Source organism: Streptomyces prunicolor NBRC 13075, assembly GCF_000367365.1.
Classification (GTDB): domain Bacteria; phylum Actinomycetota; class Actinomycetes; order Streptomycetales; family Streptomycetaceae; genus Streptomyces; species Streptomyces prunicolor.
Genome location: NZ_BARF01000143.1, coordinates 13,311 through 38,063 on the forward strand (window position 1 = coordinate 13,311; position 24,753 = coordinate 38,063).

Genomic DNA, 24,753 nt, shown 5'->3' on the forward strand with positions numbered 1-24,753 from the left:
CGATCAAGCGTACGCGGCGGTTCGGTTCCTCAGGATCCGAGAACCGTGGCGGGCACGTCTCCCGGGGCAGGCGCCTGATACCGCGGGGCGGTGGTCGTCCAGGCGTCGACGGCGGCGAGGTGGTAACCCATCACTTCGACGACGGCCGACAACTGCTCACGGTCGTTGCCGTTCAGCCGCAACTGCTCGCAGAGGTCCGGGAGTTGAGTCTTCTCAAGGTGTTCGTACTCCGACCGCCTGGCCGTACGCAGCCGGGTTGTCACGGCCGCGGCCTCGTCGATGGAGATGTCCAGGAACCTCGCGAACACGAGGACGAAGTTGCATATCTCGTCCTCCTTCTCGACCTCTCGACGGTAGGAGCGGACGTCGTTGTAGAGAGTCTGAAGGTCTATCCAGGCGTCCGTCAGCGCACGGAAGGGACGGGAGCGGCGCACTCGGGCCGGCACTTCCGCGGCGGCCACGTGCTCGGCGAGGCAGATCCCGACCTGGCCGCCGAACGAGCCGCGGCGGCGGACAAGGTACTCGGCCGGATCAGGGATACGCCCGGAGCGCATGCATTCCAGCTCCCAGCACTGGCCGTCGGCATATTCCAGCACGGCGTTCCGCATGTTGCGTTTCCAGTCCGTCGACCTGGTCGGCGTCATCCGTATCCATAAATCGGCAAGGGACCTCTCTATGGGGTGCTTCGGCATCGCGGGGGAGGTGCCGTGCAACGGCATGAACAGAGACAGCCGGTCGACCAGGGCCCGCGCTCCTTGGAGGTCGCGCTCGGCCTTGAACGTCCGCGGGAACAGCAGATCGAGGGCGAACATCCACGCGTAGAGGTGGTACGCCAGGAACAGCTCGTCCTTGTCCGCGGCGGGGTAGCACCACGCGGTGCAGTCGGCGAGTCCGATGGCCGCCCACTCCTCCGGGTCGGCCGCGACGGGCAGGAGCCCCATGTCGTACGTCCAGTCGTCGCCGCTGCGATTCAGCAGGTCGACGTTCGGGTTCCCCTGCCATGTGTAATGCGCTCGGAGCGCGGATGTGCTCATCGTGCTGATCTCCTGTCGGGACGCAAGACCTGGCATCAGCAGTGGTTGTCAGGCCTTTCGGCTTGGGCGGAGCACGGAATCGGAGACTCGCGGAGGGGGACCCCGGGCCGCCGCACGCAGCCGACGGCCAGGGCTACGGCCCCTGGCGGCCGGGTGGGGGCGGAGCCCTTGACGGTGCCCTCCGGGTGACGGAGTCGACCAAGTCCACGAACTGCGCGTGTACTCCCTGCGCCGTGACTGCGGCGTGGCTGATTCGTACACGAACAAGACCTGCGGGCTGAACCGGTCGAGCGGGCCCCATCGACCGAGTGCCGGGTGGTGCCGTCAGCCATGACTCTGGCGGCGACCGCCGGACGGTGCGGTCGCGGGGCGTCTCCACCTTCCGATGTGCCTGCGGGTCCAGTCAACTGTTCGAGGCCGGTCGGAGCTCAAGTAAGGCGCCGTCGCGAGGTGTTGCGCCGCCGGCCGTCGCGGGCATCCGGGCACCACCTCCAACGGGTCAGGGTGCGACATCGAGTCATGTCGTCAATTCGCCCTGAAAGGCCCTTGCTCCGGACCATGCGACGGCCCACGTCTCCCCAAAAGGGCGTGCTGCCCCGGCGCATGGTGCTACCCCGGCGCATGGAGCGGTTCTCCGCTGGCCGGATGCGCGGCTTCACGCTCCGTCCAGTGCGCCGTCCATGCGCCGCCAGCCGACCACAACAAGGCTTATTCAGGCGGCAGTTGAGTAGAATCCGCAAGAGATCGAGCAGGTTCGGTCGCGGAGCGCACACGCCGCGCGCGCATGAGCCGGTACAAGGCTCCGAACGCAACCGTCACCACCAGGAACAGCACGGTGAACCACTGGAAGTACCAGTGCCCACCCGCCGGGTCGTACACGGCAGCCCGCGGCCAGGCCAGGTTGACCGTCATGACAAGGCCGTAGACAAGCGCCAGCGCGTTGACCGGCACCCCCCACCGGCCCAGGGAGAAGAGACGCGCGCCCGTCTCGTCCGTGCCCTCGACCTCGAACTCGCCCCGCACGCGGCGCAGTAGCAGCGGGCCCGTCACCATCGCGTACGCCAGGTACAGCATCACGATGCAGGTGGTGCCGATGGCGAGGAAGGCGTCCGGGGAGGCGAAGTTGAGGAGGAGCAGCGCCGCCGCCAGGGTGCCTACGACGATGGCCGGGGTGCTGGGCATGCCGGTGCGGGGGTTGACCTTGGACAGGCGGGCGGAGAAGGGGAGTTGGCTGTCCCGGGCCATCGAGAAGAGCATGCGGCAGGCCGCCGTCTGGATGGCCAGCGTGGCTACCGCGATCGCGACCACGACGTCCGCCAGCAGGGCCTTGCCGACGCCGTCGCCGAGGCGGCTCGTCAGGACGTAGCTCAGGCCGTCGACGCCCAGGTGGCCGTCGGTCAGGCTGGGGGCGGCGAGCAGGCCGCCGAGGATGATCAGGCCGCCGAGCAGGCCCGCCGCGGTGAGCGCGGTGAGGATCGTGCGGGGCGCGGTGCGGCGCGGGTTGTGGGTCTCCTCGCTCATCTCGCCCGCGCTGTCGAAGCCGATCATCACGTATGCCGCCGTGAACGAGCCGACCAGCAGGGCGCCGAGGAGTCCGCCCTCCAGGCTGCCGGTCGTGTGGAAGGTGATGGTCGGGGTGCGCTTCGAGTGGGTCAGGAGGAGGACGACGATCAGGATCGCGCCGATGATCTCCGCGGTCACCCCGACCCGGTTGATGATCGACATCACGCGGTTGTCGAGGATGTTCACCACGGTCGTCAGGACCAGCAGGATCACGCCCAGGACCGCCGCGTTGGCCGCGCCGTCGGGGGAGGTGGGAGCCGGGTCCGTGCCCACCAGCTGGAAGCCCGACCAGATCGCCGGCAGCACCATCTGGAGGGCCAGGGCTGCCGCGGCCACCACCACGATCTGGCCGATCACCATCATCCAGCCCGCGAACCAGCCGAAGGTCGCGTTGGAGAGGCGTGACGACCACTGGTAGATCGCGCCCGAGATCGGGTAGCGCGCGGCCAGTTCCGCGAAGCAGGCGGCCACCAGCAGCTGGCCGGCCAGCACGATCGGCCAGGCCCAGAAGAAGACCGGGCCGCCGAACGCGTACCCGAAGGCGAAGAACTGGAAGACGGTCGTCAGTACGGAGATGAAGGAGAACCCGGCCGCGAACGACGCGTACCGGCCGAGGCTGCGGTGCAGCTCCTGGCGGTAGCCGAACTCCGCGAGGGAGCCGTCGTCGGAGCTGGGGGAGTGCGGCGGATCGGGGCGTATGTCGGAGGGGGCTGTTGTGGTCACGGCGGCACCTGCCTTCGGCGCAGGAGAGCGGAATCCTGACGGCGACAGCTGAATTCCTGTCGGGTGACAGAAATTAGGGAGGGGCTGTTTCGGCCGCGTCACGCCGTCGTATCTGCGGGGGGCCTAAGTCCTCACGCTCTTGCCGTGGCGGCGGAATCGCGATACATCGTGTGTATTGACGCTCCCGCTCAACTCGCGATATGTTCGGTCACGGATATTCGGGCGCGAGGTACGGATGGAGGCGGTGATCCCGATGGCTGCGAAGCGTCGCAAGCTCAGCAATCCGCTCGCGCTCGCCGTGCTGGTGACCCTCTGGCAGGGGCCCATGCATCCGTACGAGATCGCCCAGACCCTTCGCCGTCAGGGCAAGGACACCAGCACGAAGATCAACTACGGCTCGCTCTACACGGTCGTGCAGAACCTGGAGAAGCACGGCTTCGTCGAGGTCGCCGACACCGAGCGCAAGGGCAACCGCCCCGAGCGCACGGTCTACGGAGTGACCGAGGCCGGCCGCGAGGAGACCACCGAGTGGCTGTCCGAGCTGCTGGCCCGCCCGGTCAAGGAGTACCCGATCTTCGAGACAGCCCTCTCGCTGCTGGGCGCCCTGCACCCCGACGAGGTGATGACGCTTCTGGAGGAGCGGGTGAAGAACCTGGACGTGCAGGCGGCGAGTGAGCGCGGGGCCCTGGAGAAGCTGTACGAGTCGGTGCCCCGGCTGTTCCTGATCGAGGTCGAGTACCAACTGCACATGATCGAGGCGCAGGCCGAGTGGGTGCGCGGTTTCCTGGAGGAGATCAGGAAGGGCTCGATGCTCGGCGTCGACGGATGGCGCCAGTTCCACGAAACGGGGGAGCTGCCACCGGAGTTCACCTAGACACGAAGAACCCCGACCGGGCTGTTGGAGCAGCCCCGCCGGGGTCACGAACCCCGAACTGACCCGCCGTGCGGCGAAGCCAGGCGATCGAGGTGCGGCACACCCAGGATAGCCGGGCGCTCTTCACGCGGATCAGTCGAGACCTTTCACATCGCACATCCGCTCATTCCTTGGAGAGCTGTCATGGGCAGTACCCGTGCGCCCGCGGTCGAGGCGCGTCAACTGATCAAGACCTATCCCGGCGATGTCACCGCCCTCAACGGCATGGACATCACCGTCGAACCCGGCACCGTCTTCGGCCTCCTCGGACCGAACGGCGCCGGCAAGTCCACCACCGTCAAGATCCTCACCACCCTCGCCAGGCCCGACTCCGGCACGGCCACCGTCGCCGGCCACGACGTGCTGCGCCACCCCGACCGGGTCCGCCGCACGATCGGCGTGGTCGCCCAGAACTCCGGCGCCGACCCGACGGCGACCGGCCGCGAGAACCTCCAACTCCAGGGCAGGCTCTACGGCTTGAGGGGCGCCGCCCTCGCGAAGCGGGTGGACGAGCTCCTCGACCGCTTCACCCTCGCCGACGCCGCGAAGCGTCCGGTGAAGGGCTACTCCGGCGGTATGCGCCGCCGCCTGGACGTGGCGCTCGGCCTGGTGCACCGGCCCGAGGTGCTCTTCCTCGACGAACCCACCACCGGCCTCGACCCGGAGGCCCGCACCGCGATGTGGGACGAGATCGGCCGGCTGGCGGGGGAGGAGGGGCTGACCATCCTGCTCACCACGCACTACCTCGAAGAGGCCGACCGGCTCGCCGAACGCATCGCGATCGTCGACCGCGGCCGGGTCGTCGTGGAAGGTACCCCCGACTCCCTCAAGGGCGAACTCCGGGGCGACGCCGTCCACTTGGAGCTGCGGGAAGCGGTCGGCGACGCCGGTCGTACGCTGCTGCGGAACACCCTCGTCGGACTGCCGGGCGTGCGCGAGGTGCTGGTCGACGGGCGCCGGGTCAGTGCCCGCGCCGACGACGGAGCGGCCGCGGTGCCCGTCCTGCTGGCGGCGTTCGAGCGGGCCGGCGTCGGGGTCGCCAGCGCGACCGTCGCCCGTCCCTCGCTGGACGACGTCTATCTCCGCTACGCGGGCCGCCGTTACGCCGAGGCCGACGCGAACAGCACCGAGCGGCTCGCGGTCGCCGGAGGTGCGCGATGAGCACCGCCGTCTCGCAGACCTGGTACATGACGCAGCGTCAACTCATGGTGTTCGCACGGCAGCCCGCCTTCGCGATCATCACCCTCATCCAGCCGGTGATCTGGCTGTTCCTGTTCGGCAACCTCTTCAAGAAGGTCGTCGAACTCGGCGGCTTCGGCACCACCTCGTACCTGGACTACCTCGTCCCGGGCGTGGTCGTGATGAGCGCCCTCAGCTCCAACATGTGGGCGGGCATGGGCACGTTGGAGGAGATCCAGCGCGGCACCCTCAACCGCTTCCTGACCACCCCGGTCAGCCGGGCCGCGCTGATGAACGGCAACGTCGTCAACAACGGCCTCGTCACCGCGCTCCAATCGGCGATCATCGTGCTGCTCGGACTGCTCGGCGGCGCCGACTACCCGGGCGGCATCGGCGGCATAGCGATCCTGATCGTGGCCTCCGTGCTCCTGGGCACCATCTTCGGCGCACTGTCCAACGCGCTCGGCATGCTGGTGCAGCAACGGGAGTCGATCATCGGCATCAACACCTTCCTGCTGCTGCCCCTGACATTCCTCTCCAGCGCGTTCATGGCGCCGTCCCAGATGCCCTCGTGGATGCGACACATCGCCGACTTCAACCCACTCAACTGGGCGATGGTGGCGGGCCGTTCGGCGATGAGCGAACACCCCGACTGGGGCGACGTCCTCAGCCGCGGCGGCGCGCTGCTGGCGCTAGCGGTGACGGCGGTATGGCTATCGATCCGCACGTTCAGGTCGTATCAGCGGTCGGTGTAAGCGAGAGGGGCGGCACTCCAAAGGTGCCGCCCCGGGGCAGCGCTCCGAAAGGGGCGCGAGGCTGTGTCGATGTGCGGCTCCCCCGCGCGGGCGCGACCAGCCACGACGCCACCGCAGACGCCAAGCGACCCAAACCGGCACCCCCAGTGGCGCACCTACGCGGCAACGCCTTCCTGCTCCGCCTCGATCTTCGCGTTCCACTCCCGCTTAGACGCCTGCCACCCGTCCTCGTTGTGGCCCAGCCGCCAGTACCCGGAGATCGAAAGATCCTCGCGCGGGATCGCCAACTCGACCCGCAGCAGGGCCCGCAGGTCCTTCACGAAGGCCGCCTCACCGTGCACGAACGCGTGCATCCGGCCCTCCGGGAACTCCAGCGCCCGTACGGCCTCGGCGAGCGCCTCGCCGACGGGACGGTCACCGCGGTGCAGCCAGACGACCTCGATGTCGGACTCGATCTTCTGCTCCTCCTCGGGGCCTGAGATCTCCACGAAGGCGTGGGCAGCCGCGCCCTCGGGCAGCGACTCCAGGGCACGGGCGATCGCGGGCAGCGCGCTCTCGTCCCCGGCGAGCAGATGCCAGTCGGCGTCCGCGTCGGGGGCGTAGGCGCCACCAGGGCCCATGAAGTGGACGGTCTCGCCGGGCTGGACCCGGGACGCCCACGGGCCGGCGAGGCCCTCGTCGCCGTGGATCACGAAGTCCAGGGTCATCTCGCGGTGCGCGGGGTCCCAGGCGCGCACGGTGTAGGTGCGGGTCACCGGCCACTGCTCACGCGGGAACTCGGCGCGGATGCGCTCCACGTCGAAGGGCTCGGGGTAGACCGCGCCCCCGGCCGGGAACAGCAGTTTCACGTAATGGTCGGTGCAGGTATCCGCAGAGAACTCGGCCAGACCCTCGCCACCGAGCACCACGCGCTGCATATGGGGGGTCAGGCGCTCAGTGCGGACGACCTGCGCGGAGTGGGGCTTACGCGGCTTCCGTGCCGGACGTTCTGCCATGACGGCCTCCCAGATTCCCATGCTTAGGCTTACCTAAGTTAGCACTAGATTCTTTGTGATAGGCAAGAAGGCGAGAGCAATAACAATGCTTACGCGCCCAGCGTGGTGAGCAGTCGTTGCAATGATCCGCCCAGCCCCCAGCGCTCCGCCAGCGCGCCCACCAGCTCCGGGTCGCGCGGGGCGTGCGGCAGCGTCGTGTCGACATCGGGCAGCGGTACGTCGTCGGCGACCCGTACGACCTTGGGCGCGACCGCGACGTACGGCCGTGCCTCGTCGAGGCGCTTGCGCTGCGAGGGGGTCAGCTTGGACTTGGGGTCGTCGATCGCGGCCATGATCCCGGGCACGTCACCGAACTCGGCGAGCAGCTTCGCCGCCGTCTTCTCACCGATCCCGGGGACGCCGGGCAGACCGTCGCTGGGGTCGCCGCGCAGCAGCGCCAGATCGACGTAGCCGCGGCCGTCGACGCCGTACTTCTCGCGCAGGAACGCTTCGTCGGTGACTTGGAGCATGCCGACGCCCTTGATCGGATACAGGACGCGGATCCCGCGGGCGTCGTCGACGAGCTGGTACAGGTCGCGGTCGCCGGTGACGATGTCGACCGGGCCCTTGGCGTGTGCCGTGAACGTGCCGATGACGTCGTCGGCCTCGTACGGCTCGACGCCCACGCGCGCGATGCCGACCGCGTCGAGGACGGCCTCGATGATCGGCACCTGCGGGGAGAGCGTGTCCGGCACCTCCTCCGCGTCCGGGCCGCTCTCGCGGACCTCGGCGACGCGGTGCGCCTTGTAGGTGGGGATCAGGTCGACCCGCCACTGTGGTCGCCAGTCCGCGTCCATGCAGGCGACCAGCTGGTCGGGGCGGTGGTCCTTGACCAGGCGGTCGATGAACTCGAGCAGTCCGCGTACGGCGTTCACCGGCGTCCCGTCCGGTGCCTTCACGGACTCCGGGACGCCGAAGTAGGCGCGGAAGTAGAGCGAGGCGGTGTCGAGGAGCATCAGTCGTCCGGTCACGCCTCGCATCATGCCGCACGACGGCGCGACGACCACCCCTCAATGTCATCCGGAGGGACCAACACCGCCGGCTCCGGACGGGCGAGCACCCCTGGTTGGTGAGCTGGACCACTCCTGCGTTTGCGCCCGGAAAGCCTGGGAAGGCGCGGCCTCGGAGCGATGCCGGTTGCACATTCAACCGTCGAGGGGCCTTCCAGGTCCGTCGCCGTCGCCTCCCGTCCTGCCCCCGATCGAGAGGTACGCGTGTCAGCCAGGCTAGAAGCCGAGCATCTGTACAAGGTGTTCGGCAGACGACCCGACCAGGCAGTCGAACGGCTCCGCGAAGGAGCCGACCGGGAGGAACTGCGCGCCGACGGCACCACCGCCGCCGTCATCGACGCCTCCTTCTCCGTCGCACCGGGCCAGATCTTCGTCGTCATGGGCCTGTCCGGCTCCGGCAAGTCGACCCTCCTGCGGATGCTCAACGGACTCCTGGAGCCCACCGCGGGCCGCGTCCTCTTCGACGGCCAGGACCTGACCGCGCTCGGCGACCGCGAACTCCGCGAGGTCCGCGCCCGCAAGATCAGCATGGTCTTCCAGCACTTCGCGCTCTTCCCGCACCGCAGCGTCCGCGAGAACGCCGCCTACGGTCTTGAAGTGCAGGGCGTGCCCCGCGCCGAGCGCCTGAAGCGCGCCGGCGAGGCGCTCGCCCTGTGCGGCCTGGCCGGCTGGGAGGACTCCTGGCCCGACGAGCTGTCCGGCGGGATGCAGCAGCGCGTCGGCCTGGCCCGCGCGCTCGCCACCGACGCCGACCTGCTCCTCATGGACGAGTCGTTCAGCGCGCTCGACCCGCTGATCCGGCGGGACATGCAGGACCAACTCCTGGAACTGCAGCAGTCGTTGAAGAAGACGATCGTCTTCATCACGCACGACCTCAACGAGGCCATGCGCCTCGGCGACCGCATCGCCGTCATGCGCGACGGCCGCATCGTCCAGACCGGCACCGCGGAGGACATCCTCGTCCGCCCCGCCGACGACTACGTCTCCTCCTTCATCCAGGACGTCGACCGCTCCCGGGTCCTCACGGCGAGCTCCGTCATGGACACCGACCTGCGCGGCGACGAGGCCGACTGCGCCTGTGAGACCGCGACGCCGGACACGCCGTTCAACGAGCTCTGCGCGATCAGCGCCCGCCTCACGCACGCCGTCGCGGTGCTCGACAAGGACCACGAACTGGTCGGCGTCGTCCCCAGGCAGCGCCTGGTCGCCTTCCTCGGTGACGAGCAGCACGAACCCACCCCCTGTGTCAGTCCGCGTGACGGCGGCGAGAAGGTGACCGCCCATGCCTAGGCTCCCGCTCGGCGACTGGGTCGACTCCGGTGTCGACTGGCTCCTCGCCCACATGTCCTGGCTCTTCGACGCGATCAAGACGGTCGTCGAGGGCATGTACGACGGCATCAACGCGGTCCTCACCGCCCCCGAACCCCTGCTCCTCGCGGGCATCTTCGCCGTGATCGCCTGGTGGCTGCGCGGCTTGGTCGCGGGTGTCCTGGCCTTCGCCGGATTCCTGCTCATCGACTCGCTCGACCTGTGGGACCGGGCCATGTCGACCCTGGCCCTCGTCCTCGTCGCGACCGTCATCGCCCTGGTGATCTCGATCCCGCTGGGCATCTGGGCGGCCCGCTCCAAGACGGTCAGCGCGGTCGTACGGCCCGCTCTCGACCTGCTCCAGACGATGCCGTCGATGGTGCTGCTGATCCCGGCGATCCTCTTCTTCGGCCTCGGCACCTCGGCCGGCGTGATCGCCACCCTGATCTTCGCGCTCGCCCCCGGCGTCCGCATGACCGAGCTGGGCATCCGCCAGGTCGACGCCGAACTCGTGGAAGCAGCCGAGGCGTTCGGCACCTCACCACGCAACACACTCTTGCGCGTCCAACTGCCGCTGGCCCTCCCGACGATCATGGCGGGCATCAACCAGGTCATCATGCTGGGCCTGTCGATGGTCGTCATCGCGGGCATGGTCGGCACCGGCGGACTCGGCGGCGCCGTCAACGAGGCCATCGGCCAGCTCGACATCGGCTTCGGCTTCGAGGCGGGCGTCGGCATCGTCGTCCTCGCGATCTACCTCGACCGCATGACCAGCGCGCTCGGCACCCAGATCTCCCCGCTCGGCCGCCGCGCCGCCGCCAAGGCCCGCGCGGCAGGCAACGAGAAGCCCTGGAACTACCGCCCCCGCCCGGCGTTCGCCGTGATCGGCGTGGTCGTCCTCGCCCTCGTGGCCGGCGGCATGGGCGTCTTCGGCTCCTCCTCCGGCACCAAGGCGACCTCCGCCACGGACGTCGGCAAGGGCAAGAACATAACCATCGGCTACATCCCCTGGGACGAGGGCATCGCCTCCACCTTCCTCTGGAAGGAGATCCTGGAGGAACGCGGCTACAAGGTGACGACCACCCAGTACGCGGCGGGCCCGCTCTACACCGGCCTCGCCACCGGCCAGGTCGACTTCCAGACCGACTCCTGGCTGCCCACCACGCACGCCGAGTACTGGAAGAAGTACGGCAAGCAGCTCGACGACCTCGGCAGCTGGTACGGCTCCACCTCGCTGGAGCTGACCGTCCCGGCGTACATGAAGGACGTCAACACCCTGGCGGACCTCAAGACCCACGCCTCCGAGTTCGGCGGCAAGATCACCGGCATCGAACCGAGCGCCGGAATGATGGGCCTCTTGAAGACCAAGGTCCTCAAGGAGTACGGCCTCCAGGGCTCCTACGACGTCGTCGACGGCTCCACCCCGGCGATGCTGGCCGAGCTGAAGCGGGCGTACGCCAAGAAGCAGCCGATCGTCGTCACGCTCTGGTCGCCGCACTGGGCGTACAGCGACTACAAGCTGAAGAAGCTCAAGGACCCCAAGAACGCCTGGGGCAAGGGCGACGGCGTGCACACCGTGGCGCGCAAGGGCTTCGCCGCCGACAACCCCGACGTCGGCAAGTGGCTGAAGGACTTCAAGATGACCGAGAGCCAGCTCACCGGTCTGGAGGCGCAGATCCAGAAGTCCGGCAAGGGCGAGGAGCAGGACGCCGTCCGCACCTGGCTGAAGCAACACCCGGGCCTCGTCGACCAGTTGGCCCCGGTCGCGAAGAACCAGCAGAGCCGGTAGGACCGGAAAAGCCAGGCGGCCGGGTGACCTGACAGTCCCGCAGCCGCCGTCCCAGAGGTGGGCTCCACCGCACGTTCCCCCCTTCGTGCGGCGGGGCCCACCTTTGTCCGTGCCCCGATCCGGTACGAAAAGGATCCGGCCAACCACATAGCGCTACGAAACCCCGCAATCAGGCCCGTGATGTGAGCGGGAACACAGGCGGCTGCGTATGCATTGAAGAGTAGAGACGAGGTCTGGCGCTGATCGAGGGCCGGCGAGCCCTTGGACAGTGGCCAGAACTGTGACGTCCGATCGCACGCTGTGTGACGTGGATGTGACAGGCGCATGAAACGGTTTGCCGAACATGCGTAGGGTGCAGAGAACTCATCAGAGGCAACTGAAAACCGACGAGCGAAGGAGGGAGCCGGAGCGATGGGCGACCACAAAGAACAGCCCCTTCGGGTGGGTGCGGCCGTACGGCGGCGGCGCCGCGCACTCTCGCTGACCCTCGCCGTCGTGGCCGAACGCAGCGGCCTGTCGGTGCCCTTCCTGAGCCAGGTCGAGAACGACCGGGCCCGCCCCAGCCGCAGCTCCCTGGAGAAGGTGGCCGACGCCCTGCGCACCACGGCCGTCGAACTCCTCGCCGCCGCCGACCCCGCGTGCAGCGTCGACGTCGTACGCGCGGAGGAGCCCGAGGCGGGCGGCGCGCCCCGGATGCGTTCCCTGGTGCGGGGTCATCACCAGCTGCACGCCTCGGAGTTCACCGGTGACCATGACGCCGGTCGCGAATTCCAGCACCGCAACGACGAGTTGATGTACGTCGCGGAGGGTGCCGTCGAGATCGAGGCGGAGGGGCGCGCGTACCGGCTCGTGCGCGGCGACACCATGTACCTCACCGGAGGCGTCCGCCACCGCTGGCGCGCGACCGTGCCGGACACCCGGGTGGTCGTGGTCGCGGTGGCCGAGCACATCGAGGCGGTCCAGGACCGCCAGCGCTGATGCGCGTCGTGTCCCTCGTGCCGTCCCTCACGGAGGCGATCGCCGTATCGCTTCCGGGAGTTCTGGTCGGCGCGACGGACTGGTGCAGTCACCCGGCCGACCTCGACGTGACGCGCGTGGGCGGCACCAAGAACCCGAAACTCGACCCGATCCTCGCCCTCGCCCCCGACTTGGTGATCGCCAACGAGGAGGAGAACCGTGAGCCGGACCTGACTGCCTTGCGCGGAGCGGGAGTTGAGGTCCTGGTCACCGAGGTGCGTGACGTCCCGCAGGCCTTCCGCGAACTGGCCCGGGTCCTTGACGCGTGCGGAACGCCGTCCCGCCCACGCTGGCTGGACGAGGCGGAGCGGGCGTGGTCGGAGCTGCCACGACCGGGGCGCCGCAGGACCGCTGTCGTGCCCGTCTGGCGGCGTCCATGGATGGTGCTGGGGCGGGACACCTTCGCGGGCGATGTGCTGGCCCGACTGGGAGTCGACCACCTGTACGCGACGCACGCCGAGCGCTACCCGCCAACGGTCGACGAACTACGTTCCGCGGAACCGGACTTGGTGGTCCTCCCGGACGAGCCGTACCGCTTCACGGCCGACGACGGACCGGAGGCGTTCGCCGGTCTGCCCTGCGTGCTCGTCAGCGGCCGGCACCTCACGTGGTACGGGCCGTCACTGGGCGAAGCGCCACGGGTGCTGGGCGCGGCCCTGCGAGCAGCGCACCGCTGAGCAGGCCGCGGGCCGTGTACACGGCGGCGGTGGCCCAGGCGGCGACCAGGACGCCGTAGAGGACGATCGTGAGCCCGTCGTAGACGGCGAGGCCGGTGTGGTGGGACAGGGACTCGGCGCCGGTGACGCAGGTGCCGACCGGGAAGGTGAACGCCCACCAGGTCATCGTGAAGCGCAGGCCGTGGCGGCGGGCGCGGACGACGTGTGCGGTGGCGAGGCCGAGCCAGAGCAGGGCGAAGCCCATGACGGGGACGCCGTAGAGGATGGCGAGGAGGCTGAAGCCCTGGGAGTACGAGGCTGACACGACACCGGGGGCGAAGTCCGCGAACTTGCCTACTGCGGTGGTGGATTGGCCCAGCGGGCCCAGGACCAGGAACAGCGTCGGGGTGAGCGCGAGGGGGAGTGGTCCGCCGGTGACGAGGCGAGCGAAGACCAGTGGCAGCATCAACAGGGTTGCCAGCAGGCTCAGTCCGAACATCGCGAAGCAGGCGAGGAGGAGCGTCTCCCGGGGCTGTCCGGGCGGCAGGTGGGGCACCAGGAGCGGTCCGAGGGCCGCGGACACCATGGGCGCGACGACGGGCAGCAGCCACACGGGGGTGGCCTGGGAAGGGTGCACCTTGTGCCGTACGGCCATCAGGTACGGGACGGCCACGGCCGCCGTGAGCCCGACGGCCGTACCGGCGCCGAACAGCACGGTGTCGAGCGCGACCGCCGCCCGGAGCCCGATCCAGTCCCGCCCGACGACCAGGGCGCCGCCGCCCACCGCCAGCAGGGCCATCGCGAGGCAGCCGTAGAAGGGGGCCATCGCCGGGTCGAGGAGATCGGCGCGGGCCTGGTCGCGGTGGTGGGTCCAGTGCAGGGTGCGGGCGACGAGCAGGGTCAGCAGCATCGCGAGGGAGAGGGCCCAGACCGCGGTGCAGGCCGTGCGCAGTCCCGGGAGGTGGAGCGGGAGCCCGGCACCGGCCGTGCCGACGATGGCGGTGCCCATGACGGAGGCGTACCAGTTGGGTCCGAGATGACGAACGGCGGTGACCATGCCTCCACCGTCTCGCCGACCGAGACGGGCGACCAGGGAGTATCTGTCTATGGGGACATAAACTGGATTTATGAGCAACGGTGAGATGGGTGAGCAGCGGGAGGGGTCGATCGCGCACCGGGTGCCGGATCTGGGCGCGCTGGAGCTGTTGCTGGCGGTGGCCCGGCTCGGGAGTCTCGGCGGGGCGGCCCGCGAACTGGGGATCACCCAGCCCGCGGCCAGCAGCCGGATCCGCTCCATGGAACGTCAGCTCGGCGTCGCCCTGGTGGACCGCTCACCGCGCGGATCGACCCTGACCGACGCCGGGGCCCTGGTCACGGACTGGGCCCGCCGGGTCGTCGAGGCGGCGGCGGCCTTCGACGCGGGCGCCCAGGCGCTACGGCACCGTCGCGATTCCCGGCTCCGCGTCGCCGCCAGCATGACCATCGCCGAGTACCTCCTCCCCGGCTGGCTCCTCGCCCTGCGCTCCCAACGCCCGGACACGGCCGTCTCGTTGCTCGCCGGCAACTCGACCACGGTCGCGGAACGGCTCCTCGCCGACGAGGCCGACCTGGGGTTCGTGGAGGGCCTGTCCGTGCCCGCGGGCCTGGACTCCACGGTGATCGCCCACGACCACCTGATCGTCGTGACCGCTCCGACCCACCCGTGGGCCCGCCGTCAACGCCCGGTCCCGGCCGCGGAGTTGGCGACGACGCCGTTGATCCTGCGGGAGAAGGGTTCGGGCACGAGGCAGGTGTTGGACGCGGCCTTGGGTGGCCTGGCGCGCCCGTTGATCGAGTTGTCGTCCACCACGGCGGTCAAGGCGTCGGTGGTGAGCGGGGCGGGGCCGGCGGTGTTGAGTGAACTCGCCGTGGGGGAGGAGCTGTCGATGCGGAGGCTGGTGCGTATCCCGGTCGAAGGGGTCACTCTCGCCCGGGACTTGAGAGCGGTCTGGCCCACGGGGCACCGGCCGACCGGACCGGCACGGGAGCTGCTCTCGCTGACGCGGGGCTAGCGGGCTTTCGCAGGGCTAGCGAGCCTTCGTAGCCGCTTCCACCAACGCCCGCATCACCCGCAGGTCTTCGCCCATCTCGGGATGCCACTGCACCCCCAACACCCAGTCGGCGGAGGGGAGTTCGATCGCCTCCGGGGTGCCGTCCTCCGCCCAGGCCGACACCGTCAGGCCCGCGCCCAGGCGGTCCACGGACTGGTGGTGGAAGGTCGGGACCGAGGTCTCCTCCGGTACCGCTGACGCGTACAGGGTTCCCGGTACCGGCTTGACCGGGTGGTGGCCGAAGACGCCCGGGGTCTCCGCGTGGCCGTCTATGTGCTGGACGAGGGTGCCGCCGACGGCGACGTTGAGGAGCTGCATGCCCCGGCAGATGCCCAGGAGGGGGATGCCAGCCGTCAACGCGGCCTCGATCAGGGCGAGTTCCCAGGCGTCGCGGGCGGCGGCGGGCGGGCCGGTGCGGGGGTCGCGGTCGGCGCCGTAGCGGACCGGTTCCACGTCCGGGCCGCCCGCGATGACCAGGGCGTCCAGGCGGGCGACGGTCGCCGTGGCCTGCTCGGGGGCATCGGGGGGCAGCATCGCGGCGAGGCCGCCCGCGCGTTGGACGAGGCGCGGGTAGCCGGCGGGCAGCAGGGCCGCCTCCAACTCCCAGGTGCCCCAACGTGCTGCGGCCTCCAGATACGTACTGATACCGATCAGCGGCCTGCCCGCCATGCACCCCTCCGACGTGAAGCGAATTGAATGGACTCCGTGGGAACCATTGAACTACCCCGCTGGTCAGGCCGTCACGCCAGGAACCCGCGCAGCAGTGCCGCCGTCCCCGCGCAGTGCTCCCGCATCATCTCCCGCGCCCCGTCCGCGTCCCCGTCCAGGACCGCCTCGACCAGCGCGATGTGCTGGCGCTGCGAGTGCTCCAGGTTGCGGACCAGGAGGGGGATGCAGTCGAGGAGGTCGTTCACCGTGGCCCGTACCGCCGCGTACTGCGCGGTCAGGGTCGGTGAGCCGCACAGCTCGGCCAGGGTCAGGTGCAGCAGGGTGTCCAGGCGGCGGTAGTCGGCGAGCGGGGCGTCGTGCGTGCGGGCGAGGGCGTCCCGGAGGCGGTCCGCCTGGTCGGCGGTCAGGCCGTGGGTCGCGCACAGGCCCGTCGCGCCGACCTCCAGCACCTCCCGGAACCGCAGCACGTCCTCGATGTCGACCGCGCTGATCCGCCGCCGCAGCTCGTCCTCGCCGCCCGCGTCCGACTTCGGCAGGACGAAGGTCCCGCCGTAGCGTCCGCGCCGCGACTCCACGAGGCCCTGGTCCTGGAGTACCTTCAGAACCTCGCGCAGCGTCACCCGACTGATCCCGAGCCGCTCGGCCAGCTCCCGCTCGGCCGGCAACCGTTCGCCCCCCGGCACCAGACCCAGCCGTACGACCTGCAGTATCTGTTCCAGCGCCTCTTCGAAGCCGTTGCCCGCCCGCACCGGCCGCAGTACCGGGGTCAACCGGTCCTCAAGCCCGTTCTCCGCATCCAGCGACATATGGCGGCACCCCCTTCCCAAGCAATGGTTCTCCGCAATACCTTATGGCTTCCGGCTGACCGTAGAAGCCGAAGGAGGCTTTCCCGTGGCAGACCGCACACCCCCACTGAGCGTCGAGGAACTCCAACGCCTCGTCGCCAGTGGTGAGATCGACACTGTTGTCCTGGCCTTCCCCGACATGCAAGGGCGGCTCCAGGGCAAGCGGTTCGCCGCCCCCTTCTTCCTGGACGACGTGCTCCAGCACGGTACCGAGGGCTGCAACTACCTCCTCGCCGTCGACACCGAGATGAACACGGTCGACGGCTACGCCATGTCCTCCTGGGAGCGCGGTTACGGCGACTTCGCCATGCACCCGGACCTGTCCACCCTCCGCCGGGTGCCCTGGAACGCCGGCACCGCCCTGTTGATGGCCGACCTCGCCTGGAACGACGGATCGCCGGTGGTCGCCGCACCCCGCCAGATCCTGCGCCGCCAGCTGGAGCGCCTCGCCGAGCACGGTTTCACCGCGCAGGTCGGTACGGAGCTGGAGTTCATCGTGTTCAAGGACACGTACGAACAGGCCTGGGACGCCAACTACCGAGGCCTTACCCCGGCCAACCAGTACAACATCGACTATTCGGTGCTGGGGACCGGGCGCATCGAGCCGCTGCTGCGCCGTATTCGGAATGAGATGGCCGTCGCGGGTCTGACCGTCGAGTCCGCCAAGGGGGAGTGCAATCCCGGCCAGCACGAGATCGCCTTCCGCTACGACGACGCCCTCGTCACCTGCGACCAGCACGCCGTCTACAAGACCGGCGCCAAGGAGATCGCCTCCCAGGAGGGTGTCTCGCTGACCTTCATGGCGAAGTACAACGAGCGCGAGGGCAACTCCTGCCACATCCACCTCTCGCTCGGCGACGGGGACGGCGGCAACGCCATGGCGGGTTCCGCTTCCGACCCCGGTGGCATGTCGGAGGTCATGCGGTACTTCCTCGCCGGGCAACTCGCCGCGCTCCGCGACTTCTCGCTGCTCTACGCCCCGAACATCAACTCGTACAAGCGGTTCCAGCCCGGTTCGTTCGCGCCGACCGCCGTCGCCTGGGGGTACGACAACCGCACCTGCGCGCTACGGGTCGTCGGTCACGGCCGCTCCATGCGCTTCGAGAACCGGCTGCCCGGCGGCGACGTCAACCCGTATCTCGCGGTGGCGGGCCTCGTCGCGGCCGGGCTCTACGGAATCGAGCACAAGCTGGAGCTGCCGGAGGCCTGCGCGGGCAACGCCTACAGCGGCGACTACGCACACGTCCCCACCAACCTCCGCGAGGCCGCCGAGCTGTGGGAGAACAGCCCGATCGCCAAGGCCGCCTTCGGCGACGAGGTCGTCGCGCACTACCGCAACATGGCACGCGTCGAACTGGAAGCCTTCGACGCCGCCGTCACCGACTGGGAGCTGCGTCGCTCCTTCGAACGTCTGTGATTCGAACGTCTGTGAGAGGTCCTTCGTTGTCCTACGAGCTTGAACTCCAGGTGCTCAACCCGGCCACCGAGGAGGTCGTCGCCACCGTCCCCGCCGCCACCGCGGCCGACGTGGACGCCGCCGTCGTACGCGCCGCCCGGGCCCAGGCGAAGTGGGCCGCGCTCCCGCCCGCCGACCGGGCCCGGCTGCTGCGCCGCTTCGCTGTCGCGGTCGACGAACACCTCGAAGAACTGGCCCAGTTGGAGGTGCGCGAGGCCGGACACACGGTCGGCAACGCCCGCTGGGAGGCCGGCAACGTCCGTGACCTGCTCGACTACGCGGCCGGGGGAGTGGAGCGGCTGACCGGCCGGCAGATCCCGGTCGCGGGCGGCCTCGACATCACGATCCTCGAACCGCTGGGTGTGGTGGGTGTGATCGCGCCCTGGAACTTCCCGATGCCGATCGCCGCGTGGGGCACCGCACCGGCGCTCGCGGCGGGCAACGCGGTCATCCTCAAGCCGGCCGAGACGACCCCGCTGACCGCGCTCCGGCTGGCCGAACTCGCCCTGGAGGCAGGCCTTCCCGAGGGCCTCCTCCAGGTCCTCCCCGGCCACGGCCCGGTCGCGGGCACCGCACTCGTCGAGCATCCCGGCGTCGCGAAGATCGTGTTCACGGGATCAACGGCCGTGGGCAAACAGGTGTTGGCGAAGGGCTCGGACCTCCTCAAGCGCGTCACCCTCGAACTCGGCGGCAAGAGCCCCAACATCGTCTTCGCCGACGCGGACATCGAGGCCGCGGCGGCCGCCGCCCCCATGTCCTTCCTCGACAACTCCGGCCAGGACTGCTGCGCCCGCACCCGCATCCTGGTCCAACGCGGCGTCTACGACCGCTTTTTGGAGCTCCTGGCCCCCGCGATCGAGGGGGTGACGGTCGGCGACCCGGCCGACGAGAAGACGGACATGGGCCCGCTGATCTCCAAGGTCCAGCTGGAGCGCGTGCGTTCGTACGTCACCGACGACCTGGCCGGCATCCGAGGCAAGGCACCCGAGGGCCCCGGCTTCTGGTTCCCGCCGACGGTGGTGACGGGCGTCGACCCGCACGCGCGCGTGGCCGTCGAGGAGGTCTTCGGCCCGGTCGCCGTGGTGCTCCCCTTCGAGGACGAGGCGGAGGCGATCGCCCTGGCCAACGCCACCGACTACGGCCTGTCCGGTTCCATCTGGACCCGGGACGTCGGCCGCGCCCTGCGGGTCTCGCAGGCCGTCCGGGCGGGCAACCTGTCCGTCAACTCCCATTCCAGCGTCCGCTATTGGACCCCCTTCGGCGGCTTCAAGCAGTCGGGGATCGGCCGCGAACTGGGCCCGGACGCGCTCACCGCCTTCACCGAAACCAAGAACGTCTTCATCAGTACGGAGGGCCCCGCACAGTGACCTCAGAGATTGTTTGCCGGCGTCTCGTCGGCCGTACCGCCGTCATCACCGGAGCCGGCAGCGGCATCGGTCTCGCCACCGCGCGCCGGCTCGCCTCCGAGGGCGCCAACGTCGTCTGCGGCGACATCGACGAGACCCACGGCAAGGCGGCGGCCGACGAGGTCGGCGGGCTGTTCGTGAAGGTCGACGTCACCGACCCCGAGCAGGTCGAGGCGCTCTTCAAGGCGGCCTTCGACACCTACGGCAGCGTCGACATCGCCTTCAACAACGCGGGCATCTCGCCGCCGGACGACGACTCCATCCTCGACACGGGACTTGAGGCGTGGAAGCGCGTCCAGGACGTCAACCTCACGTCCGTGTACCTGTGTTGCAAGGCCGCGATCCCGTACATGCGCCGCCAGGGCAAGGGGTCCATCATCAACACGGCGTCGTTCGTGGCGCGGATGGGCGCGGCGACCTCGCAGATCTCGTACACGGCGTCCAAGGGCGGTGTCCTCGCCATGTCCCGTGAACTGGGCGTGCAGTTCGCCCGCGAGGGCATCCGCGTCAACGCGCTCTGCCCGGGCCCGGTCAACACCCCACTCCTGCAAGAGCTGTTCGCGAAGGACCCCGAGCGCGCCGCGCGCCGCCTGGTGCACATTCCGGTCGGCCGTTTCGCGGAGGCGACCGAGATCGCCGCGGCCGTGGCCTTCCTGGCGAGTGACGACTCGTCGTTCGTCAACGCCGCCGACTTCCTTGTGGACGGGGGCATTTCGGGGGCGTACGTCACGCCGATGTAGGAGATGTGAGAGCGCTCAGTCGGTCAGCACGCGGCGACGGCCCGGAAGAAACTCCGGGCCGTCGTGCGTTTTTGTCGGTCCGTCAGAGAAACGTCATGCCCTCGCCGCGATAGGTGGGCACCGTGGCGGTGACGGCGTCGCCCTCGATCAGGTGCAACACGTCGAAGCGCTCGCAGAGTTCACCGGCCTTGGCGTGCCGGAACCACACCTTGTCGCCGATGAGGAGGTCGTCGGCGGGGGAGCCGAGCAGCGGCGTCTGTACCTCGCCGGGTCCTTCCTGGGGGTCGTAGCGCAGACCCTCCGGGAGGTACGGCACCGGGAGCCGGTCGGGGCCGGCGGCGCCGGAGGCGGGGTAGCCGCCGCCGAGGGCGGTGACGACGCCGACGCCCGGGCGCCGTACGACGGGCTGGGCGAAGAGCGCGGCCGGACGGCCGGTGAACGACGTGTAGTTGTCGAAGAGGCGCGGCACGTACAGCCCGGAACCGGCCGCGATCTCGGTCACGGAATCCTCGGCGGCGGTGTACTGCACACTGCCGGTGCCACCACCGTTGACGAACTCCAGATCGGGCACAACTGCCCTTACCGCACGCACTACTTCCGCGCGCCGCTCGACGAGTTCGCGTTTGGCGGTGGCCTGCATCAGCCGGATCGCGCGGGAGCGGAACGGCCGCCCCGCGACGGAGTCGCCGACACCGGCGATGTGTCCCTCGTAGGCCATGATCCCGACGACCTTGAAGCCGGGGCGGGCGGACACCGTCCGTGCGATGTCGGCGAGTTGGGCGGGGGAGCGCAGCGGCGAACGGAGCGCGCCGATGCGGACCCGGCCGCCGAGCATCTTCAGCGAGGTGTCCAACTCCAGGCAGACGCGGATGACTTCGGTGCCGCCGTCGCGTGAGTCGTCGATGAGTTTGAGCTGTGCGGGGTCGTCGATCATGACGGTGACGGCGGAGGCGAGCTTGGGGTCGTTGGCCAGTTCGCCGAACGCGGCGTGGTCGGCGGAGGGGTAGGCGAGGAGGACGTCCTCGAACCCGGAACGGGCGAGCCACAGCGACTCGGCGAGGGTGAAGGACATCAGGCCCGCGAAGCCGTCCCTGGCCAGGACGCGTTCGAGGAGGGTTCGACAGCGGACGGACTTGCTGGCGACGCGGACCGGCTTGCCGCCGGCCCGGCGGACGAGGTCGTCCGCGTTGGCATCGAAGGCGTCCAGGTCGACGATCGCGAGAGGGGCGTCGAGGTGGGCGGTGGCCCGGTCGTAACGGGCCCGGTCGGCGGCGCGCGCAGTCATGAACGCAGCCTGCCAGACAGGATTACCGCAGGGTAGGGGGACGTTCCGGGCAGATGCCCCGGGGGTGTGGACTGGTTCCCGTTCGAGCGGGGTCAACCCGTAGAGTGACGCGCACGCACGGAGGAAACGCCGCCGGTCGTTCGACCGCGTCCGGGATGGCCGTCCGCCGCTGCGGGTATGCGTGCTCGGGATGACTTTGTATTTGTGTACGTGCCGGGTGAGGCGGGGCGGACGCCGGTCCGTATACGAGCAAAGAGCGGGACTGGACCGGCCCCGCACAGGACAGACGGTGCCCGCATACGGACGGACGCCGGCCCGGTACGAGGAAACGGGGGGTGCATGAGCACGGAAGCGCGACGCGCCCCCGGATCACCGGGCTCGCCGCCACCGGGCCGCCCGCCGGGGTCGACGAGCGCGGGGAATCCTTTGGACCCGGGGAACGTGACGAACTCGGCGAACATGACGAATTTGGCGGGGTGGCCGGCGTCCGATGACGCGGCTGGTGCGGCTGATGCGACTGGTTCCACCGATGCCGCTGACGCAACAGGCGGGGATGCGGACCGACCGCGTTCTGGTTCTGGGGCGATGCCGGGGACTCCGAGGCCGGCGTGGGGTGCGGCAGGGGCCGCCTCGGGTTCCGCGTCGGGGCCTGTCTCCGGGGATACTTCGGGTCCTGTTTCGGGTTTTGCCTGGGGTCCGGCTTCGGGGGGTACTTCGGGTCCTGTTTCCGGTTCCGGTTCGGGTTCTGGTTTGAGGGTTGGTCCGGTTTCGGATGGGCCGGGGATGCCGGGTGTGGGGGGCGGGTCGGACGTGCAGGGCGGGTCGGGCACACAAGGTGCGGGGAACCGGCCGGGTGCGCCCAACAGGCCTGGTGCGTCGGGCACTTCGGGTGCGTGGGATGCGTGGAGTGCGCCAGGGATGCCGGGTGCGCCGACGAACGGCGGTTCGCCGGACCGCAGGCTTGCTTCGGGCGCCCACGCGAGAGGGCGCCGGGCGGAGGGGGCTGCGCGACCGAGCGACGGTACGGGCGTGTCGGGGCCGAGCGGCTCGGGGACTTCCGGGGCCGGGGCTGCGGGAGCCTCGCGAAACGGGAGAGAGCCGTTCGCGCCGGGTTCCGACGTGCCGTCACAAGAGGCAGGTCCCGGTGCGTCGGCAGTTGGGGCGGGTTCCGGTACCGCGCCGGCAAGGACCGGGGGTGACGGGTCCAGCACGGGGTGGTGGGACCGTGGCAACGGGAGGCGTACGGCACCGCAGGACGGTGGGTCCGACGCCCGTACGGTGTCCCGGGGGAACGGTCGCGACGAGCGCATCGCGTCTTCGGGCAATGGTTTTGGTGCCGGAGCTGTGTCTTCGAGTGGTGGGTCGGATGCCGGTCCGGGGTTTTCGGGTGACGGTCCTGGCGCTCGTACCGCGTCTCAGGGCAACGGTTTTGATGCCCGGGCGGTGTCTCCGGGTAGCGACCCCGATCCCAGTACCGCGTCTCAGAGCAACGGCTCCGATACCCGCGACGGGTCCGGTGCCCCACCGGCTTCCTCCGACGGGCGGCCGCGCTTCCCCGGCCTTCGGCCGTTCTCGCCCCGTGCCACGGACGCCGTGAGCCCACCCCCTCCTCCCGCCTCGGCACGCTTCCCGGACGTCCCGCCCGCGCCCGCGGGCGACACGCGCCGCGCGAGCCACGACGAAGCCACACCGGGAGCGGTCCCGCCCCGGCCGCCTCACCGCCCCACGGCGGCGACGTATGCCAACGAGGCGCTACGCGAGCCCAGTTCGGAGACGGCGGCCCCGTTCCGCCCGTCCACACCGGCCGGTTCTGGCACGCCGCCGCGCCCTGCGGGCGAGGCCTCCGGTCAGCCGTCCGACCGGCTTCGCCATGCCCCCGGCCGCTCAGGAACTCCCCCGAGCTCCTCCAGTCCACCGCGCCCGGCGAGCGAAACTCCGCGTGAGGCGTCCGACGGGTTGCGCCAGGACCCGCCCGGCCGGGCAACGCCTCCTCCTGGCCCGGTTACTTCGCAGCATCCCGAGGGTGAGGCCTCGCGTGAGTCGTCCGACTCACGGCGCTATATCCCTACGCGTCCGGGGACTTCTGCCGGCTCCGCCACTTCGCCTGGTCCTGGGGTCGAGTCTCCGCGTGAGTCGTCCGACTGGTCGCGTCAGGACTCTGACCGCAGGGCAACGCCTCCTCGTCCGGGCACTTCGTCGCGTCCCGAGGGTGAGGCTTCGGATCAGTCCTCCGATCGGCTTCGCCATGCCCCGGGCCGCCCGGGAACGCCTCCCGGCTCCGCCGTCCCGTCCCGTCCTGCGGGTGAGGCACCGCGCGAAGCGTCCGACCAGTGGGGCCTGGACTCCGAGCGCAGGGCAACGCCTCCTGGTCCGGTCACTTCGCCGGGCTCTGAGGGTGAGGCCTCGGGGCAGTCGTCCGATCCGCAGCGATACACCCCCAGGCGCCCGGGTACTTCTGGCGGCTCTGACACTCCGCCCGGTCCGGCAGCCGAGTCTCCGCGTGAGTCGTCCGATTGGTCGCATCAGGACTCTGCCCGCAAGGTAACTCCCCCTGGCCCGGGTACTTCGCAACGTCCCGACGGTGAGGCCTCGCGTGAGTCATCCGACTCGCGGCGCTATATCCCTACGCGCCCGGGTACTTCTGCCGGCTCCGCCACCCCGCCCAGCCCGGCAACCGAGCCCGCGCATCAGGCACCCAACTCGCAGCGCTACGTCCCCACCCGCCCGGGAACCTCTGCCGCCGCCCCCACCACCCCGCCCGGCCCGCCGGCCGAGCCCCCGCACCAACCGTCCGACCGGCTCCGCCAGAACCCCCCTCGCCCGGCAACACCTCCCCGCCCGGCAACCGACCCCGCGGCACAGGCACCCGACCGGCAGCTCCACACCCCCACCCGCCCAGCCACACCTCCACCCGCTCCCGCCCCGGAGCCCCACTCGGAGCCCACCGACCAGCTCCGGTCGGGCACCCCTTGGCGAGGCGAGTCGTTCACGGATCCCACCGGCGGCGCGCCCAGTCGTGGTGCGTGGTCGCCCTCCGGTGCCAATGCCCCCTATCCCTCCGGCCCTCACTCCGCCGGCCCCACCGCATCCGGCCCCACCGCATCCGGCCCCGGCGCATCCGGCCCCGGCGCCTCCGCGTCCGCCGCGCAGAGCCCCGCCGTCGACGACACCGACACCCGTGCCTGGTCGCCGACCGCACCCAGCACCCCAGTCGATCCCACCGACGACACCAAGACCCGCTCCTGGTCAACCGCCGCCCCCAGCACCCCAGTTGGGCCCAC

General features: G+C 70.2%; 19 protein-coding genes and 1 pseudogene. 11 read left to right on the plus strand and 9 right to left on the minus strand.

The window, feature by feature from the left end; translation table 11 throughout:
• Positions 1–29: 29 nt before the first annotated feature.
• Together SPR02S_RS58365 and SPR02S_RS51665 are read right to left on the minus strand one after the other, a co-directional pair.
• On the minus strand, positions 30–1,034 hold the full coding sequence (locus tag SPR02S_RS58365) for a terpene synthase family protein (RefSeq protein ID WP_019064917.1): 1,005 nt from the start codon (positions 1,032–1,034) through the stop codon (positions 30–32).
• A 708-nt stretch (positions 1,035–1,742) separates the two neighbouring features.
• Positions 1,743–3,320 (minus strand): amino acid permease, encoded by a 1,578-nt coding sequence (locus SPR02S_RS51665; RefSeq protein WP_019064918.1) that lies wholly within the window; start codon positions 3,318–3,320, stop codon positions 1,743–1,745.
• A 253-nt stretch (positions 3,321–3,573) separates the two neighbouring features.
• Between SPR02S_RS51665 and SPR02S_RS51670 the strand changes: the two genes are divergently transcribed.
• From SPR02S_RS51670 to SPR02S_RS51680, 3 genes are all read left to right on the plus strand, one after another.
• Positions 3,574–4,194 carry a PadR family transcriptional regulator gene (locus tag SPR02S_RS51670; RefSeq protein WP_026151677.1) on the plus strand — a complete coding sequence of 207 codons (621 nt, stop codon included), beginning with the start codon at positions 3,574–3,576 and terminating at the stop codon, positions 4,192–4,194.
• A 183-nt stretch (positions 4,195–4,377) separates the two neighbouring features.
• On the plus strand, positions 4,378–5,394 hold the full coding sequence (locus SPR02S_RS51675; protein WP_019064920.1) for a daunorubicin resistance protein DrrA family ABC transporter ATP-binding protein: 1,017 nt from the start codon (positions 4,378–4,380) through the stop codon (positions 5,392–5,394).
• On the plus strand, positions 5,391–6,167 hold the full coding sequence (locus tag SPR02S_RS51680) for an ABC transporter permease (protein WP_019064921.1): 777 nt from the start codon (positions 5,391–5,393) through the stop codon (positions 6,165–6,167). Before SPR02S_RS51675 ends, SPR02S_RS51680 begins: the two co-directional genes overlap by 4 nt.
• A gap of 155 nt (positions 6,168–6,322) precedes the next feature.
• On the opposite strand, the gene SPR02S_RS51685 is transcribed toward SPR02S_RS51680, so the two are convergent.
• Together SPR02S_RS51685 and SPR02S_RS51690 are read right to left on the minus strand one after the other, a co-directional pair.
• On the minus strand, positions 6,323–7,162 hold the full coding sequence (locus SPR02S_RS51685) for a siderophore-interacting protein (protein WP_026151678.1): 840 nt from the start codon (positions 7,160–7,162) through the stop codon (positions 6,323–6,325).
• Positions 7,163–7,251: 89 nt separating this feature from the next.
• Positions 7,252–8,181, minus strand: a complete 930-nt coding sequence (locus tag SPR02S_RS51690; RefSeq protein WP_245607780.1) for a 5'-3' exonuclease — start codon at positions 8,179–8,181, stop codon at positions 7,252–7,254.
• Positions 8,182–8,415: 234 nt separating this feature from the next.
• Between SPR02S_RS51690 and SPR02S_RS51695 the strand changes: the two genes are divergently transcribed.
• From SPR02S_RS51695 to SPR02S_RS51710, 4 genes are all read left to right on the plus strand, one after another.
• The gene (locus tag SPR02S_RS51695) at positions 8,416–9,501 is read left to right on the plus strand and encodes a quaternary amine ABC transporter ATP-binding protein (protein ID WP_019064924.1); all 1,086 of its coding nucleotides are present in this window, start codon (positions 8,416–8,418) and stop codon (positions 9,499–9,501) included.
• Positions 9,494–11,308 (plus strand): ABC transporter permease/substrate binding protein, encoded by a 1,815-nt coding sequence (locus SPR02S_RS51700; protein ID WP_019064925.1) that lies wholly within the window; start codon positions 9,494–9,496, stop codon positions 11,306–11,308. Before SPR02S_RS51695 ends, SPR02S_RS51700 begins: the two co-directional genes overlap by 8 nt.
• Before the next feature lie 411 nt (positions 11,309–11,719).
• Positions 11,720–12,286: a helix-turn-helix domain-containing protein gene (locus tag SPR02S_RS51705; protein ID WP_019064926.1), complete on the plus strand. Its 567-nt coding sequence runs from the start codon at positions 11,720–11,722 to the stop codon at positions 12,284–12,286.
• Positions 12,286–13,002 carry a helical backbone metal receptor gene (locus tag SPR02S_RS51710; protein WP_019064927.1) on the plus strand — a complete coding sequence of 239 codons (717 nt, stop codon included), beginning with the start codon at positions 12,286–12,288 and terminating at the stop codon, positions 13,000–13,002. The genes SPR02S_RS51705 and SPR02S_RS51710 overlap by 1 nt, the downstream gene beginning before the upstream one ends.
• On the opposite strand, the gene SPR02S_RS51715 is transcribed toward SPR02S_RS51710, so the two are convergent.
• The gene (locus SPR02S_RS51715; protein WP_019064928.1) at positions 12,929–14,038 is read right to left on the minus strand and encodes a TDT family transporter; all 1,110 of its coding nucleotides are present in this window, start codon (positions 14,036–14,038) and stop codon (positions 12,929–12,931) included. The genes SPR02S_RS51710 and SPR02S_RS51715 overlap by 74 nt on opposite strands.
• A 70-nt stretch (positions 14,039–14,108) precedes the next feature.
• On the opposite strand from SPR02S_RS51715, the gene SPR02S_RS51720 reads away from it, so the two are divergent.
• Positions 14,109–15,032: a LysR family transcriptional regulator gene (locus tag SPR02S_RS51720; protein ID WP_019064929.1), complete on the plus strand. Its 924-nt coding sequence runs from the start codon at positions 14,109–14,111 to the stop codon at positions 15,030–15,032.
• A 15-nt stretch (positions 15,033–15,047) separates the two neighbouring features.
• Here SPR02S_RS51720 and SPR02S_RS51725 read toward each other — a convergent pair whose 3' ends face one another.
• Together SPR02S_RS51725 and SPR02S_RS51730 are read right to left on the minus strand one after the other, a co-directional pair.
• Positions 15,048–15,740 (minus strand): gamma-glutamyl-gamma-aminobutyrate hydrolase family protein, encoded by a 693-nt coding sequence (locus tag SPR02S_RS51725; protein ID WP_019064930.1) that lies wholly within the window; start codon positions 15,738–15,740, stop codon positions 15,048–15,050.
• Positions 15,741–15,811: 71 nt separating this feature from the next.
• The gene (locus tag SPR02S_RS51730) at positions 15,812–16,546 is read right to left on the minus strand and encodes a FadR/GntR family transcriptional regulator (RefSeq protein WP_019064931.1); all 735 of its coding nucleotides are present in this window, start codon (positions 16,544–16,546) and stop codon (positions 15,812–15,814) included.
• Positions 16,547–16,631: 85 nt separating this feature from the next.
• Between SPR02S_RS51730 and SPR02S_RS51735 the strand changes: the two genes are divergently transcribed.
• The 3 genes from SPR02S_RS51735 to SPR02S_RS51745 are packed head-to-tail and all read left to right on the plus strand — an operon-like array spanning position 16,632 to position 20,187.
• Entirely contained in the window at positions 16,632–18,002 is a 1,371-nt protein-coding gene (locus tag SPR02S_RS51735) for a glutamine synthetase family protein (RefSeq protein WP_019064932.1), read from the plus strand.
• Between the two features lie 26 nt (positions 18,003–18,028).
• Positions 18,029–19,408, plus strand: coding sequence for an aldehyde dehydrogenase family protein (locus SPR02S_RS51740; protein WP_019064933.1), 1,380 nt, complete (start codon positions 18,029–18,031; stop codon positions 19,406–19,408).
• A complete protein-coding gene (locus SPR02S_RS51745) occupies positions 19,405–20,187 on the plus strand; it encodes a 3-oxoacyl-ACP reductase (RefSeq protein ID WP_019064934.1) in 783 nt (260 codons plus the stop codon). The genes SPR02S_RS51740 and SPR02S_RS51745 overlap by 4 nt, the downstream gene beginning before the upstream one ends.
• 82 nt (positions 20,188–20,269) lie before the next feature.
• Here the strand turns inward: SPR02S_RS51745 and SPR02S_RS51750 are convergent, their stop codons facing one another.
• Together SPR02S_RS51750 and SPR02S_RS64590 are read right to left on the minus strand one after the other, a co-directional pair.
• Positions 20,270–21,472: an amino acid deaminase/aldolase gene (locus SPR02S_RS51750; protein WP_019064935.1), complete on the minus strand. Its 1,203-nt coding sequence runs from the start codon at positions 21,470–21,472 to the stop codon at positions 20,270–20,272.
• Between the two features lie 3,065 nt (positions 21,473–24,537).
• A pseudogene (locus SPR02S_RS64590) lies at positions 24,538–24,753 on the minus strand (hypothetical protein); the annotation flags it as partial.